Source organism: Ruegeria sp. AL1, assembly GCF_056540905.1.
In genome coordinates this window covers 149,017-163,999 of sequence record NZ_JBQFXP010000006.1, presented here as the reverse complement: position 1 = coordinate 163,999, position 14,983 = coordinate 149,017, and the positions used below count along the sequence as shown (strand labels likewise).

The following is a 14,983-nucleotide window of genomic DNA, read 5'->3' as shown; positions in this document are numbered from 1 at the left end:
CGTGCGACCTGTCAGACGGTGGGCCAGAATATGCGTCACCTATCAGGAAATGTTAGCGTTATCAATTTTTGAATTCAGATTATGCAGACGAAATTCAGTCCAACTTGCGGTCTAAAAAGACCACATCACAAGCGCTCAGAGATGTTCCTTCCCAAACCACCGAATGGGCGTTGTAGTTAATCAGAACCTCGTGGGTTGCCGTCTCTCTGCGCCGCAAACCCTTTGGCATGGGACGAAGTTGCAGATCGACGCGGTCCGCCGCTTGTTTGATTATTCTGTCCCAAAGCGTATCGTCCGGGAAACAGGCAAGATACCACAGGCTTTCGCCCCCCTTGAGGACGGATGATCCATCGTCGAACACCATCAAATCCAAAGCAGCGCCCGATAGGCGTTCGATCCAGTGCACACCGGCCCCACCGCCCAAAACCGGGCGTTTTGTGCTGGGGGGTAGGGTTTCAATCAGATCCACCCTGCAATCAAGCTGCGACAGTCCGGGGCGGCCTTGCCGGGGAATGCTGAAATCCTGCGTAATGGCACCGGCGCGCGGTCCATAAACGACCAGATCACTGTCCTTGAACCGTTCTTGAACAGCGTTATCCAGTGTTGCCAGACCCGGCGCAAGAACCAGCTTGTAGGCGTGCGGCGCGGGATCGGTCGCGGATACAAAATCGACAGATAGTCCGGCCCGCCGAAGGGCGCGATAGGCCGAAAACACCAATCTGAAATAGTCGAACCCAGCCCCCTGTGGTTGCGTGGCCCACGCCCAGTCCGAGGCGTAGTCGAACACGATGGCAACCCGTGCTTGAAAGGGGTCCAGCTTTCCCAACGCTTCAAGCTCGGTCGCGGTTTGCCTGGCCTCTGCCAGACCCGGCGCATCCCGGTTGTCCGGTGTCAGCAATCCCGCGTGCATCTGCTCTTGCGCGAACGGAGCCTGACGCCAGCGGAAGTAGCTGACGACTTCGGCGCCATGAGCGATCGCTTCCAGTGACCAAAGACGAACCATTCCGGGCAGGGGGGCAGGGTTGTAGGGTGCCCAGTTCACGGGTCCGGGCTGTTGCTCCATCACCCACCACCGACCGCGACCAACCGCTCGGTAGAGGTCATGATGAAAGGCCTGCAAATCCGGATCGCCCTGCTGAAGAAAGGCGGTCTTATGCGCCTCGCTGCCCTCAAGCCGGTCCGACAGGAACCCGATGGGATAACTGTCCCATGTGGCGATTTCCAGATCAGCGCCGACCGAGAAATGATCAAATTCCAATGTACGGCCCATGTAGTTATGCGACAGCGGTGCATCGGTCAGCGGGCGCAACACCTCGACTTGCGCCTTGTTGAACGCAACCACCTGATCCGAACTGAACCGTCGAAAGGCCAGAACATGCGCTGGGTTGGGCTCGGTCACGGTCAGATTGGGCAGATCGATCTGGTCGAAACGGTCATAATCCATGGACCAGAAGATGTTTCCCCAGGCATCGTTCAGCGCGGTGACGCTGCCATACCTGTCCTGTAGCCAGCCTTGAAAGGCGACCCGTGCTGCATCACTGTAGCTAAGCGCTGTGTCGTGGCAGCTGTATTCATTGTCGATCTGCCACGCGGCAACATGCGGGTTGCGCCCATAGCGTTCGCCCAAAAGCCGGGCGATGCGCCTGCATTCCTCAATATAACCTTGATTGCTGAAGCAGTAGTGTCGGCGAGAGCCGAACTTGCGGGGGTTCCCCTGCGCATCCACGGCCAGCATGTCCGGGTGTTTGTCCAGCATCCAACGGGGCGGCGTTGCAGTGGGGGTGCCCAGCACTATTTTCAGACCGGCAGCTCCAAGCGTTTCGATGGCGCGATCCAGCCAGTCAAAGTGCAGCTCACCCGGCTTGGGTTCGATCCGGCTCCATGCGAATTCGCCAATCCGGACCCAGGACAGCCCAGTGTCGACCATGCGGGCCGCATCTTGCGACCACATGTCCTCGGGCCAGTGTTCCGGGTAATAACAAACACCAAGTTCGGGTTTCATAGAATAACTCTGTGCTCTGCCTGTCCTTTGCCAGCGTTTTTCACGAGAAAGGTCAGACCGTTCGAAGGTTGGGTGGTCAGTGTTTCCGCATCCAGTCCCTGACGGGCCGTGGTGCAGAACAACGTTGTCAAGTCATGCCCGCCGAATGCGGGGCAAGAGGTGTGAAAGGCGGGAACATCCACGACATTCACCAAAGCCCCATCGGAACCATAGACGGCCACGCGGCTCGCGCCCCATTGCGCAACCCAAAGCTGGCCGTCGGCATCCACGACCGCACCATCGGGGTTGAGCCCCTCGGCACGTAAATCCAGAAAAACGTCACTGTCCCCCTTGGGCCAACCGGTCACCGGGTCCAGCGCGCATCGCATCACCTGCTGCGTCGCGGTATCCGTATAATGGGCGTAAGTCCGATCAGGGGTAAAACAGATCGCGTTCGAAACCGTGATGCCCCGAAACAGCGGTCTCAGTTCGCCCTTCCAAAACCGATAGATTGATCCCGCGCCGTGTTCGGCGCGTTTTCCCATCGTCCCGATCCAGAACCCACCCCACGGGTCCGCGCGCCCGTCATTGGATCGGGTCTTGGGCATGTCAGCCTCCAACGAGGTAACCAGTTCCTGCTGCCCGGTCTGCAGATCAAAACGCCACAGTCCGGTTTCCGAGGCGATCAAGAGCGTATCCTGATCCACCCAGCCGGCCGCTGACACATGTTCTGAAAAACTCCAACTTTTCGGCTCTTCGTTTTCCCTGGTCATCAACCGCTTGCCGAGGATATCGAACCAGAACAATTGCTGCCGTGCGGGATGCCACAAAGGGCCTTCTCCCAAATCGCAGGGCCTGTCATCAAAGATTACACTCATGCGGCGGCCGTATCATAAGCCGAGACGATCTGTTGCGCCCGCTCTGCGATTTCAGATATTGTCATGCCCGGTTTGAACAGGGCAGACCCGATGCCGAACCCATCCGCGCCGGCCTTGATCCAGTCGCCGAAGTTCTCGGCACCCGCACCACCGACGGCATAGACCTGAGTTCCTTTTGGCAATACCGGGCGCATTGCGGCCAAACCGGACGGGCCCGCCATCACGCCGGGAAACAGCTTCAACCCTGTTGCTCCGGCCTTGAGCGCCGCAAACGCCTCGGTCGGAGTATAGACACCCGGCCAGCTTTGTAGGTTCAACGCGACCGAGCGCTGGATTACGTCGACGTCGCAATTGGGCGACACAATTAGCTGGCCCCCAACGCCTGCAACCTGATCAACCTGCTGCGCGGTCAGGACAGTTCCTGCGCCAATTAACGCGTCCTGACCAAAGCGATCCGCGAGTATCTCGATGCTATTCAGAGGATCCGGTGAGTTCAAAGGCACTTCGATCCGGTCGATTCCAGCTTCGATCACGGCGTGGCCGACCTCGGCCGCCTCATTGGGGGTGAGGCCACGCAGAATGGCGATAATAGGACGGCTCATGCAGATTGCCTCGTCAAGGTTCGGGCGTGCAACAAACCCGCCAGAGTGGATTCCGTATCATTTGCGACCTCGACCATGGCCCCTTGCTGTTTCAGCGCAGTGGCATACACATCCGAAAGGTCTTTGGCACCGATGATCGCCAGTTGTTGTCCCAGCCAATAGGGACGGGTTGCGGCCAGCTCTGCTCCGATCAGATACCCTGACAGACGCGCCCGCGCGGTACCGCCGTCCTGTTGATGCAGCAAGTCTGCGGCGCGCAGGCCAAACAGACGGGTCGCAAGCTGTTCGGGTTTTGAGAGTGAATCGGCCACGGCCTCGGCGAAAGCGGTCGCGTCCCAGCCTTCGCTGACCGAATGTCTGAGCACCGATTGACCGCGCAGCAGATCAAACATCTCGCCGGTCATGCAGGTCCGAAAACTGACGACCTCATTGGCGCTGATATGTGCCCACTTGGTATGCGTACCGGGCAGGCAGATAACCCCGTCCCAGTTCTGGCGGCGCGACAGGAAACCGGCAATTTGCGTTTCTTCCCCGCGCATGACATCGGGTGGCATGATCTGTTTCAGCCCCGGTACAACAAAGGCGCGAATACGCGGGTCCGTGTTTGGCACGCGAATTGGCGCGTCAGGCAATGGAGCAGTCGGCACGGTCGAATAGGGGGCCTCAACCCAGCCCTGACGCGCGCCAACCATTCCGCAGGCCAATACGTCCACAGGCTCAGCCCCCAGCCAGCCATCGATCAGGCCCATCAGCGCGGGTTGAAATTCGGATTTTGCCAGCCGCGACATACCCTTGTCAGATTGTACGTGATCCCGAACATCACCGCCCTGCATTGCCCAGACCCGCAGGTGAGACGTCCCCCAATCAACAGCGATCCATTCTGCTTTCATCGCGTCACCCCGTCACCACGACGCCGCCATCGACAACCATGCATTGACCGGTCATTGCGCGGCTGGCCTGCGAAGCCAGAAACAATGTGGGGGCGATCATATCTTCGGGTTTCAGGTGTTCCTTCAGACATTGGCGGTCCAAATGCGCAGCCAGATCTTCCGGTGTGGCCCATTGATCAAGCTGTTTTTGCGTGAGAACCCAACCGGGTGCCAGGGCATTGACCCGGATATTGTGCGGGCCCAGTTCTCGGGCCAACGACCGGGTCATCCCGGTGATCCCGGCGTTCGAGGTTGTGTAGATCGGGTAACCGGCATTGCCCATCATGTAACTGATCGAGCTGAAATTGACGATGGACCCGCCTTTGTCCTGCATTTGACGGGCTGCTTCCTGACAGGCGAAGTAATAGGCTTTCAGGTTCACCTCGATCATCCAGTCCCAGAATTCGAGACTGGTTTCCTCCAAGGAATGCCGCTGATCGTTGGCCGCATTATTGACCAGTACATCGAAGGGCCCGTGGGCTTCGGCAGCTTTGGTCATTGTGGCGTGCAACAATTCGGTGTCGGTCATGTCACCTTGCAGAAACAAGGGCGCGCGTCCGTGTTTTGCGCGCATCTCTTCAACAAAAGCGCTGGCGTCTGAACGCCCTATGAAGGCGACATTAGCGCCTTGGGCAAGGAACCCGTCGGTCAGGGCGGCGCCGACACCCGACCCCCCGCCGGTGATGTAGACAGACGCCTGATCGAGGTCTGGGAAAGTGGCGGTGGATGTCATTTCAGCGTCCCGGTGTTGGATGTCCGCCTGCGTCGCGGTTTTTTTGATTCTGCCAGTGTTGTGCGGTGTTTCATAGCTGCGGCGTGTTTGTTGCAGGGTCAGATTTGAGTATTTTTGAAAAGGTGAAGATCAGGCTGCCCGCGCCGGGCGGCACCAGTCGGGCAGCCAATCGGCATGGGCGGTCAGGAGGTCGTTGACCAGATTTCGGATCTGGCGCAGGTCCAGCTCGGCCGCCGTGTGGGGATCCATCATGGCGGCGTGGTAGATATGATCGGGGTTCTGTTCCGTCAGAGCGCGCACCGTCAGTTCCTGCACATTGATCTGCGTGCGCATGAGCGCGATCAATTGTGGCGGGATATCTGTGACCACCGAAGGCTGAATGCCGTTGGCATCCACCAAGCAAGGGGTTTCCACCGCTGCTCCCAGCGGCAATTGCGGGATTTGGCCGGTGTTGGGCAGGTTGCCATAGGCTGTATAGGGTGTATCTGTGACGATAGCGTTCATCAGATCGGCGGCGAATTCGTGGCTGCGGATCACTTCGATGTCGCGGCCATCGGTCAGGGTCTTGGCTTGCTCTTTCCAGCCGGCGATTTGTTCGATGCAGCGGGTGGGGTATTCGTCCAGCGGGATCGAGAACTGGTCGATCAGGTCCTGCCGGCCGTCCTTGATGAACCATGGCACGTATTCGGCCAGGTGCTCGGAACTTTCAGTGCAGAAATAGCCCAGATGGTCCATCACCTCGTAACGGACCTTGTTGGGGCAGCGAGGCATCAGCAGCGGGGCCTTGGGCAGTTGGCCACTGGCGTATCCCTGACGCAGCGTGGGATAGAGATCGCGGCCATTGTGTTCCAACCGCAGAAAGAACGCGACATGGTTGACGCCTGCGACTTTGAAGCTGAACTCGTCCTGCGGCAGGTCCAGATCATGGGCCAATTCCTCGACCGTGTTCTGGACGGAATGGCACAGGCCCACGTGTTTGAGGGCAGGGAACCGATCCGCCAATGCCCATGTGTTGATGGCCATCGGGTTGACGTATTGCAGCAGCGTTGCATGCGGGCAAAGCTGCATCATGTCCTGAGCCACACCCCACAAAACCGGTACAGTCCGCAGTCCCCGCATAATGCCGCCGATGCCCAAAGTGTCGGCAATGGTCTGACGCAGACCATATTGTTTGGGGATTTCAAAGTCTGTCACGGTGCAGGGTTCGTAGCCGCCCACCTGAAAAGCGGTGATGACAAAATCCGCGCCGTCCAATGCCGCGCGGCGGTCAGTGTGGGTTGAAACCGTGGCCCCTGTTCCGACTGAGCGGATCATGGCCCGCGCCACGGCTTCACTTTCACCCAAGCGTTTCGGGTCGATATCCATCAGCGCAAAATGGCTGTCGGCCAGCGCAGGGGTCAGTAACGCGTCGCCCACGATATTCTGCATGAAAATCGTGGAGCCCGCTCCGATGAAGGTAATCTTATTCATTTTGCAAACCTTTGGTTTGACGTCATTTGACTGCACCGAGGGTCAGGCCCGCGATAAAATGCTTCTGCATCAGAAAGAACATGGCCACCGGCGGCAGGGCCGCGACGATGGAACCGGCGCTCATCAATTGATAGGCGGCGCGGAATTGCGCGTTAAAGCTGGTGATCCCTGCTGTAACAGGCTGGCTCTCGGCACCCTGGGTCAGGACGACAGCCCAGAAATAGTCGTTCCAGATGAAGGTGAAGATCAGCACGCTGAGCGCCGCAATCGCAGGCTTCATCAGGGGCAGGACCACGTACCAGAAGATGCGGACCTCGCTGATGCCTTCGACCCGGGCGGCTTCGATCAATTCAAAGGGCAGGGCGCGGATGAAGTTGCGCATGAAGAGGGTGCAAAAGCCGGTCTGGAAGGCAATGTGGAACAGCACGAGGCCGGTTTTGGTGTTGTAAAGCCCAAGATCGAGTGTCAGGTCGCGCACTGGCACCATGAGGATCTGGAACGGGACGAAGTTGCCTGCCACGAACATGAAGAAGATCCATAGGTTCGATTTGAACTTGTAGATCCCAAGCGCAAAGCCAGTCATGCAGCTGAGCGCTACGGCTCCGATCACAGTCGGGACGGTGATCATGAACGAGTTCAGCAGGTATCGCGGCATGTCCGAGTTAAAGAACACCTGCCCGTAGTTGAAGGCCCCTTCAAAGCTGGAGGGCAGCCCCCAATAATTGGCATTGGTGAAATCTGCCGCCGGTTTGACCGAGAACAGGGCAACTGCCAGCAATGGGCCAAGCCACAGCAACAGCGCCAGAGGCAGCATGGCCTGATAGGTGATCTGCGCCGCGCGGGGTTGTTTTTCGATGGGTTTGGGAAACATCTCAGTGCCCCTTTTCTTCGCGATACATCGACCACAGGAAATAGGCGATGAAGCACAGCATGATGAGGAACAGGATCACCGCGATGGCGGCGCCATATCCCATGCGGAAGCCATACTCGGACAGCGCGACCTCGAACATGTAATAGGCGAGCACGCGGGACGACCCAAAAGGCCCGCCTTGGGTCATAATCGAAATCAGGTCAAAGGATCGCAGCGCGCCGATGATGGTCACGACGAAGGCGATGAAGGTGGCAGGGCGCAGTTGCGGCAGGATGATGTGCCACAGCATCCGCGCGCCTTTTGCGCCGTCCAGACGTCCGGCTTCGATCTGTTCGGGGTCCACAGCGTTCAGGCCGGTCAGATAGAGGATCATGCAATAGGCGGTTTGCGGCCAAAGGCCTGCGAAGATGATGCCGTAGGTGACGAAACGCTCATCCCCCAGCACGTTCAGCGGGCCCAAGCCGAAAAAGCCCAGGAATTCGTTCAGCAGGCCGAAAGTGGGGTCATAGAACCATGTGAAGACAAGTCCTACAACGACCTGAGAGATGACGAAGGGAAAGAAAAACAGCGATTTATAGAGACGGATGCCCCAGACGGTCTGGTTCAGGAACAGGGCAATAAACAACCCCGCCGGGATCGCTGCGAGATACAGGATCAACCAGATCAGGTTGTTTTTGAGCGAGATATAGAAGGCATCCCGATCGACCCATTCCCAATAGAGGTCTTCATAATTGCGGAGGCCCACATATTCCGCAGCACCCAGCCCGTCCCATTCGTATAGCGACAGGTTGAAGGACTGAAAAACCGGGATGATGACATAAACCATAAAGAACAGCAGGCCGGGGGCCAGAAACAGCCACGGGGCGATGCGCTGCTGGTTGCGGTGGAACCAGCTTTCCTGCTCAGGAGCTTCGATGGCAATGGTCATGGGGACACTCGGATTAGGTCAAAGGAGTAAGGCGGGTTAGGACCCGCCTTACGCAGGTTTTGGTACAGACCGGGCATTGGCCCGGTCTGACCTGATCAGTTGTCGTAGATGCGCTGACGGGCGCGTTCCAGCTTGGCGAGGATGCGGTCTGCATTGTCCGGCTTGACCATGAATTCCTGGAAGCCTTCCATCGATACTTTGGCCATTTCAGCCGGTGCGTCGCGATCCCAGAACTGGGCGACGCCGCCGGGGCTGTTTGAGGACAGCATCTCGAAGCCCTGGTTCAGGAACTTGTCGTCATCCACGGCCGACTGTGCGTTGACCGGAAGCTGGCCGAGGTTTTTGCCATTGTTGATCTCGGTCTGTTCGTCCGGGGACACAACAAAGCGCAGGAACTCGCGCGCGGCTTCCTTGTTCGAGGCGTTCGACGGGATGTGGAACGTGTCGGTGGGTGCGTCTTCGGCCAGTTCAACGTCGGGGTTGATCGCCACGAACTGGTAGAAGTCCAGCTGATCATCGCTCAGACCGGCTTCGCGCAGGGGGGCCACGGCAAAGTTGCCCATCAGGTAAGCGGCGGCTTCGCCATTGACCATGAAGGGCAGGGCCTCTTGCCAGCTATAGGTCTGGTGGTTGTCGATGAAGGCACCCATATCGACCAGCTGTTTCCAGTTGGCGAAGGTCTGCTTGACGCGGTCGTCTTCCCAGCTCACCTCGCCATTGGCCAGTTGCTGGTGGAAGTCGAACCCGTTGGTGCGCATGTTCAGATAGTCGAACCAGCCGCCTGCGGTCCACAGGAACTTGGTGCCGATGGTATAGCAGGCGCGGCCCGAATCCACGATCTTCTGGCAGTTGGCCAGCTCTTCTTCCCATGTGGTCGGCTCGGTCAGGCCCAGCTCGTCAAAGATGTCTTTGCGGTAGTAGACGCCCCACTGATAATAGGTATAGGGCACGCCCCACTGCTTGCCATCGATGGTCATCGCGCCTTTGGTCGAGGCCAGATTGTCGCCAATTTCGGCTTCGGCCCACAGGTCCGAGACGTCTTCGAACAGGCCAGCGTCGACATAAGGCTTCATGCGGTTGGCGGCGTACCATGTGGCAACGTCCGGCGTGTCCGCTGTCAGGAAGTTGCGGATCTGGGTCTTATAAGCCTCGCGGTCGATCACCGTGGTTTCGATTTCCAGATCGGGGTGCTGAGCGGCGAACCGTTCGATCATCGCTTCCATCGTCGCGCGCGGCGCCGGGTTGGATGTATCCAGGAAAATCCGCAGCTCGCCGCTGAGTTCAGCTGCTGCCGGAGCAGCAAGTGCAACGCTCATGGCCAGCGCGGCCGTTGTGCGCTTGAAGATGGAATGCATGGTTTCCTCCCTTAGCTTCCATTTATGGTTCCAAATAATGAAACATTGTTTTACATATTGAAAACTACACATCGAATCGGTTACCGTTGTCAAGACCCTCGTGGAGGAGTGAGACGGTCAGCAGGAGGAGGACAGGTACCCGTGGCAGGTGACGGAACAATCGGCAAGGCATGTGACGTGCTGGACCAGGTGGCCTCGTTTGGTCGCCCGGTGCGTTTTGCGGAACTGCTGGAAAGCAGCAGCTTTCCAAAGGCATCGCTTTACCGGTTTCTACAGACCCTGACCAATCAGGGCATGTTGCACTACGATCCCGACCGTCAGACCTATTCACCGGGGCTGCGTCTGGTGCGGCTAGCACATTCTGCGTGGACGCAAAGTTCGCTCGCGCCGATTGCGCGCCCTATTCTGGACCGGCTCAGCCTTGAAACGGGCGAGACCGTGCATCTGGCGCAGCTGGATTCCAGCCAGGTTCTGTATGTCGACAAGCGCAATGCGAAAAACCCGGTTGAAATGTATTCCGAGGCCGGCAAGGTCGGCCCCGCGTATTGTACAGGTGTTGGCAAGGCCATGTTGGCCTTTCTGGACCAGGATCGTCTGGACAAGGCGATTTCATTGCAGAGCTTTCACCGGTTCACCGAAAAGACACTCGCCTCGGAAGAGGCGCTGCGCGCGGATCTGGATGTGATCCGTGACCGCGGCTATGCGGTAGATGATGAAGAGCATGAGCCCGGCATCATCTGCATCGCCTGTCCGGTCCTGTCATCCACAGGTCGCCCCCTGGGAGCGATCTCGGTGACAGGTTCGACCGAACGGATGGGTTTTGATCAACTCAAGGAATGGGTTCCACGGGTTCGGCAATCTGCCGAACAGATCGGAACCGAAGCACAGGCATGGCGGTTCCCCGAGAGCCAGAAAAACAGGATGCAAGCATAATGACCGGCGTGACACTCAACAGCGCAATCAAACGATATGGCCAGACGCAGGTCATTCACGGAATTGATCTGCAGATCGAAGATGGCGAATTCTGCGTGTTCGTGGGGCCTTCGGGCTGCGGCAAGTCCACGCTGCTGCGGATGATCGCAGGGCTGGAGGAGACCTCGGAAGGGGAAATCCATATCGGCCAGCGCGATGTGACCCATATGGACCCGGCCAAACGCGGTGTGGCGATGGTGTTCCAGACCTATGCCCTCTATCCGCATATGACAGTGGCCGAGAATATGGGATTTGGCCTGCGCATGAACGGCGTGCCCAAGGCCGAGATCGACACCAAGGTTCAGGAAGCGTCGAACATCCTGAAGCTGGACCAGTATCTGAAGCGCAAGCCCAAAGCTTTATCCGGGGGTCAGCGCCAGCGGGTTGCCATCGGGCGCGCCATCGTGCGTGGCCCTGAGGTATTTCTGTTTGACGAGCCGCTGTCGAACCTCGATGCCGAACTGCGGGTCGAGATGCGGGTTGAGATTGCGCGCCTGCACAATGAGATCGGCGCGACGATGATCTACGTGACCCATGATCAGGTCGAAGCGATGACCATGGCGGACAAGATCGTTGTCCTGCGCGATGGCCGGATCGAACAGGTCGGCGCGCCGATGGATCTGTACCGCGACCCGGACAATCGGTTTGTTGCCGGTTTCATAGGCTCGCCAGCGATGAATTTTCTGGATTGCGATGTGGTTGATGGTCAGGTGATCCACCCTGCGATCACTCAACCCCTGCCGGTGACGGCCTCTGTCCCGGACGGGATGGGCCGGGTTACACTCGGAATTCGCCCCGAACATATCGGTGTGGATCGGACCGGCGACACCTGCACGGTCGATCTGACCGAGGCACTTGGCGGTGTCAGCTATTCGTATTTGCTGACGTCGAATGGCGACAAGCTCATCGTTGAAGAGCGCGAGGACGAGCGCAGCAGGCAAGGCGCGCGGATCGGGATCACGATCCGGCCTGAACGAGCGATGATGTTTGACCCTGAAACTGGTCAGCGCCTGCGATAAGCTTCAAAACAGTAGGTGCGTTTTACGAACGCACCATTACTCTGGATTTTGTATCCAATATCCTTTAGGCACACCGCAACGACAAAGATCGCCTGAGTTCTGCCGTTAAAGGAGCAGCCGATGCCAACCAACATATTCTCGGGTACAATGCCCGCCCTGATGACACCCTGCACCCCGCAGCGACAACCTGATTTCGATGCGCTGGTTCGAAAGGGTCGCGAGATGATCGATGCAGGCATGTCTGCCGTGGTCTATTGTGGATCGATGGGGGATTGGCCATTGCTGAGCGATGAACAGCGCATGGAAGGGGTCTCGCGTCTGGTTGAAGCGGGCCTGCCCGTTGTTGTCGGTACCGGAGCGATCAACACGAAATCCGCAGTGGCTCATGCCGCACATGCACAAAAGGTCGGGGCTGTTGGTCTGATGGTGATACCACGGGTGCTGTCACGCGGCAGCTCTGCGATTGCGCAACGCAACCACTTCAAGGCCATTCTGGCCGCCGCACCACAGGTGCCTGCGGTCATCTACAACAGCCCACATTATGGCTTTTCGACCCGCGCCGAATTGTTTTTCGACCTAAGAGCCGCGCATCCCAACCTGATCGGCTTCAAGGAGTTCGGCGGGGCTGCCGATCTGCGCTATGCCGCCGAAAACATCACCAGCCAGGATGACCAGGTAACCTTGATGGTGGGCGTGGACACTGAGGTTTACCATGGGTTCGTCAATTGTGGTGCAACCGGATCGATCACCGGTATTGGTACGGCTCTGCCCCGCGAAGCGCTGCTGCTGGCCGAGTTGTCCAGGAAAGCGGCGAAAGGACATGCCGAGGCCCGTCGGCGCGCCCAAGAATTGACCGAGGCCATTCATGTCTTGTCCAGCTTTGACGAAGGCCCGGATCTGGTGCTCTATTACAAGCATCTTCTGGTGTTGAACGGAGAGGATGAATACCGCCTGCATTTCAACGAAACGGATAAACTGACGGAAGCGCAGCGAATCTACTGCGAACAGCAATATGCTCTGTTCGGTGCATGGTTTGCGGACTGGTCTAAACAAGGTGGTGTCATCGCTGAATGCATGTAATCGATAGCCATACGGGCGGTGAGCCGACGCGCGTCATTCTGAACGGCGCGCCTGACCTTGGGTCCGGGACGTTGCAACAACGCGCGCAGTCCTTGGCAACCGAACACAGGCAGTTTTATCGCTCGGTCATGTTGGAGCCGCGCGGGCAACCCGCAATGGTCGGCGCGTTGCTGGTTGAACCCATTGACCCAACCTGCGTGACCGGCGTCATTTTCTTTGATGTCGATGCAGTCCTTGGCATGTGCGGCCACGGAACCATCGGCCTTGCGGTCACTCTGGCGCATCTGGGCCGGATCGGCTTGGGGACTCACCGGATCGAAACGCCTGCCGGGGTGGTGACAATAGTCCTGCACGATCCAAACACCGTGACGGTGAAGAATATCGAGAGCCGACGGGTGCATAAGGCCATCACTCTGGACGTCCCCAATTATGGCGCAGTGACAGGCGATGTTGCCTATGGCGGCAATTGGTTTTTCATCGTCGACCCCAGCCCGATGCAAGTGGAGCCCGGCAACATCAACGCCCTGACCGATGCGGCCATTGCCATCCGTCAGGCCTCGATCGCGCAGGGGATCGGTGGAGAAAAGGGCGAACCGATTGATCACGTGATCTTTCAGGGAAGCTCGGACACCGAAGGCGTGCACAGTCGGAATTTTACACTTTGTCCTGATGATAATTATGACCGCTCGCCCTGTGGCACCGGAAGTTCGGCCCGACTTGCGTGTCTGGCGGCGGACGGGGAGCTTTTGCCGGGCGACGAGATTGTTCAGGAAAGTGTCATCGGCAGTTCTTATCGCCTTTCGTTTGAACCCGGGCCAAGGGGTGGGGTCGTCCCGCGGATCAAGGGGCAGGCGTATATCTTCGCCGAGGCAACGCTTTGTTTCGCACCGGAGGATCCGTTTCGCCTCGGGATTGAAACGTGAGCGACCAGATCATTGTGATCGGGGCTGGGGTGATCGGGCTTACGACGGCTTTGGAACTGCAGCGACGCGGTCACTCTGTGCTCATCCTCGACCGGGATGGCGTTGCCGCCCGCTGTTCGGCGGGCAATGCCGGAGCGTTTGCCTTCGCCGAAGTCGAGCCGTTGGCCACGCCGGGTATCATGCGCAAAGCGCCGAAATGGCTGTTGGACCCTTTGGGTCCGCTGTCTATTCGGCCCTCATACGCAATAAGGATCGCTCCTTGGATGCTTCGGTTCTGGAAGGCCAGTCGTCCGAAGCGCTACGCCGAATTGCTTGGCGCGCAAGCGAATCTAATGGAATTGTCCAAAGCTGCATTGGATCGCTTGCTTCCGAGGATTGCAGGCGAACACCTGATACAGCGCGACGGGCAAATGCAGCTATACGAAAGCGAAGCGGAATTCCGCGCCAGTCTGCCCGCATGGACCCTTCGCCGCGCACATGGAATTACTTTCGAACTCCTCACCGACCCCGCCGCGATCGCGGAACGGCAACCCGGTCTGAGCCCCCGGTTTACCCATGCAGGGTTTACACCGAATTGGCTGAACACCCTCGATCCCAAGCTTTGGTGTCAACATCTGGCGCAGAATTTTCGCGACCGTGGCGGCCGGATCGAACGGCAAGAGGTGCTGGCCATCAAGCCTATTGCTGCCGGGGTTCGGGTGCTGTCGCAGGGAGACAGCCTGGATGCTGCCCGTGTCGTTCTGGCGGCGGGCGCGTGGTCGCATCATCTTGCCCGGACTTTGGGTGACCACATCCCGCTGGATACCGAACGGGGATACAACACGACCCTTCCGCAAGGGGCGTTTGATTTGCGCACGCACCTGACTTTTTCGGGCCACGGCTTTGTGGCCAGCCGCATCAACGGAGGCGTACGCGTCGGCGGAGCTGTTGAGTTGGGTGGTCTGACTTTGCCGCCGAACTTCAAACGTGCCGAGACATTGTTGAACAAGGCAAAACAATTCATGCCGGGGTTGAAGACCGAAGGCGGCACGCAATGGATGGGGCACCGACCGTCCCTGCCGGACAGCATCCCGGTTATTGCGGCCTCGGAACGGTTGTCCAAAGTGATCTATGCGTTTGGCCATGGCCATCTGGGCCTCACTCAATCCGCCGGAACCGCCGAGTTGGTGGCCGCATTGATTGATCGGCAAACACCACCGATTTCCCTGCAGCCCTTTTCCGTCGACCGGTTCTAAGGAGCAT

The 14,983-nt window shown here is 58.4% G+C and carries 14 protein-coding genes; 5 read left to right on the top strand and 9 right to left on the bottom strand.

The window, feature by feature from the left end:
• Window positions 1-94: 94 nt before the first annotated feature.
• From ACRZ9X_RS11540 to ACRZ9X_RS11500, 9 genes are all read right to left on the bottom strand, one after another.
• Window positions 95-2,002, bottom strand: coding sequence for a beta-galactosidase (locus tag ACRZ9X_RS11540; protein WP_480518915.1), 1,908 nt, complete (start codon window positions 2,000-2,002; stop codon window positions 95-97).
• On the bottom strand, window positions 1,999-2,859 hold the full coding sequence (locus ACRZ9X_RS11535; protein ID WP_480518913.1) for an SMP-30/gluconolactonase/LRE family protein: 861 nt from the start codon (window positions 2,857-2,859) through the stop codon (window positions 1,999-2,001). The genes ACRZ9X_RS11540 and ACRZ9X_RS11535 overlap by 4 nt, the downstream gene beginning before the upstream one ends.
• Window positions 2,856-3,461 carry a 2-dehydro-3-deoxy-6-phosphogalactonate aldolase gene (locus ACRZ9X_RS11530; protein ID WP_480518911.1) on the bottom strand — a complete coding sequence of 202 codons (606 nt, stop codon included), beginning with the start codon at window positions 3,459-3,461 and terminating at the stop codon, window positions 2,856-2,858. Before ACRZ9X_RS11530 ends, ACRZ9X_RS11535 begins: the two co-directional genes overlap by 4 nt.
• Window positions 3,458-4,351, bottom strand: a complete 894-nt coding sequence (locus ACRZ9X_RS11525) for a 2-dehydro-3-deoxygalactonokinase (RefSeq protein WP_480518909.1) — start codon at window positions 4,349-4,351, stop codon at window positions 3,458-3,460. The genes ACRZ9X_RS11530 and ACRZ9X_RS11525 overlap by 4 nt, the downstream gene beginning before the upstream one ends.
• A gap of 4 nt (window positions 4,352-4,355) precedes the next feature.
• Window positions 4,356-5,123: an SDR family NAD(P)-dependent oxidoreductase gene (locus tag ACRZ9X_RS11520; RefSeq protein WP_480518907.1), complete on the bottom strand. Its 768-nt coding sequence runs from the start codon at window positions 5,121-5,123 to the stop codon at window positions 4,356-4,358.
• Window positions 5,124-5,252: 129 nt separating this feature from the next.
• Window positions 5,253-6,593, bottom strand: a complete 1,341-nt coding sequence (melA, locus tag ACRZ9X_RS11515) for an alpha-galactosidase (protein WP_480518905.1) — start codon at window positions 6,591-6,593, stop codon at window positions 5,253-5,255.
• Window positions 6,594-6,615: 22 nt separating this feature from the next.
• A complete protein-coding gene (locus ACRZ9X_RS11510; RefSeq protein WP_480518903.1) occupies window positions 6,616-7,464 on the bottom strand; it encodes a carbohydrate ABC transporter permease in 849 nt (282 codons plus the stop codon).
• Between the two features lies 1 nt (window position 7,465).
• The gene (locus ACRZ9X_RS11505) at window positions 7,466-8,392 is read right to left on the bottom strand and encodes a carbohydrate ABC transporter permease (protein WP_480518901.1); all 927 of its coding nucleotides are present in this window, start codon (window positions 8,390-8,392) and stop codon (window positions 7,466-7,468) included.
• Between the two features lie 95 nt (window positions 8,393-8,487).
• Window positions 8,488-9,747, bottom strand: a complete 1,260-nt coding sequence (locus tag ACRZ9X_RS11500; RefSeq protein ID WP_480518899.1) for an ABC transporter substrate-binding protein — start codon at window positions 9,745-9,747, stop codon at window positions 8,488-8,490.
• Between the two features lie 141 nt (window positions 9,748-9,888).
• On the opposite strand from ACRZ9X_RS11500, the gene ACRZ9X_RS11495 reads away from it, so the two are divergent.
• From ACRZ9X_RS11495 to ACRZ9X_RS11475, 5 genes are all read left to right on the top strand, one after another.
• Window positions 9,889-10,680, top strand: a complete 792-nt coding sequence (locus tag ACRZ9X_RS11495; RefSeq protein WP_480518897.1) for an IclR family transcriptional regulator — start codon at window positions 9,889-9,891, stop codon at window positions 10,678-10,680.
• A complete protein-coding gene (locus ACRZ9X_RS11490; RefSeq protein ID WP_480518896.1) occupies window positions 10,680-11,738 on the top strand; it encodes an ABC transporter ATP-binding protein in 1,059 nt (352 codons plus the stop codon). Before ACRZ9X_RS11495 ends, ACRZ9X_RS11490 begins: the two co-directional genes overlap by 1 nt.
• Window positions 11,739-11,858: 120 nt before the next feature.
• A complete protein-coding gene (locus ACRZ9X_RS11485; protein ID WP_480518894.1) occupies window positions 11,859-12,818 on the top strand; it encodes a dihydrodipicolinate synthase family protein in 960 nt (319 codons plus the stop codon).
• Window positions 12,809-13,741, top strand: a complete 933-nt coding sequence (locus ACRZ9X_RS11480) for a 4-hydroxyproline epimerase (RefSeq protein ID WP_480518892.1) — start codon at window positions 12,809-12,811, stop codon at window positions 13,739-13,741. The genes ACRZ9X_RS11485 and ACRZ9X_RS11480 overlap by 10 nt, the downstream gene beginning before the upstream one ends.
• Window positions 13,738-14,976: an NAD(P)/FAD-dependent oxidoreductase gene (locus ACRZ9X_RS11475; RefSeq protein ID WP_480518890.1), complete on the top strand. Its 1,239-nt coding sequence runs from the start codon at window positions 13,738-13,740 to the stop codon at window positions 14,974-14,976. Before ACRZ9X_RS11480 ends, ACRZ9X_RS11475 begins: the two co-directional genes overlap by 4 nt.
• The last annotated feature ends 7 nt before the right edge of the window (window positions 14,977-14,983 follow it).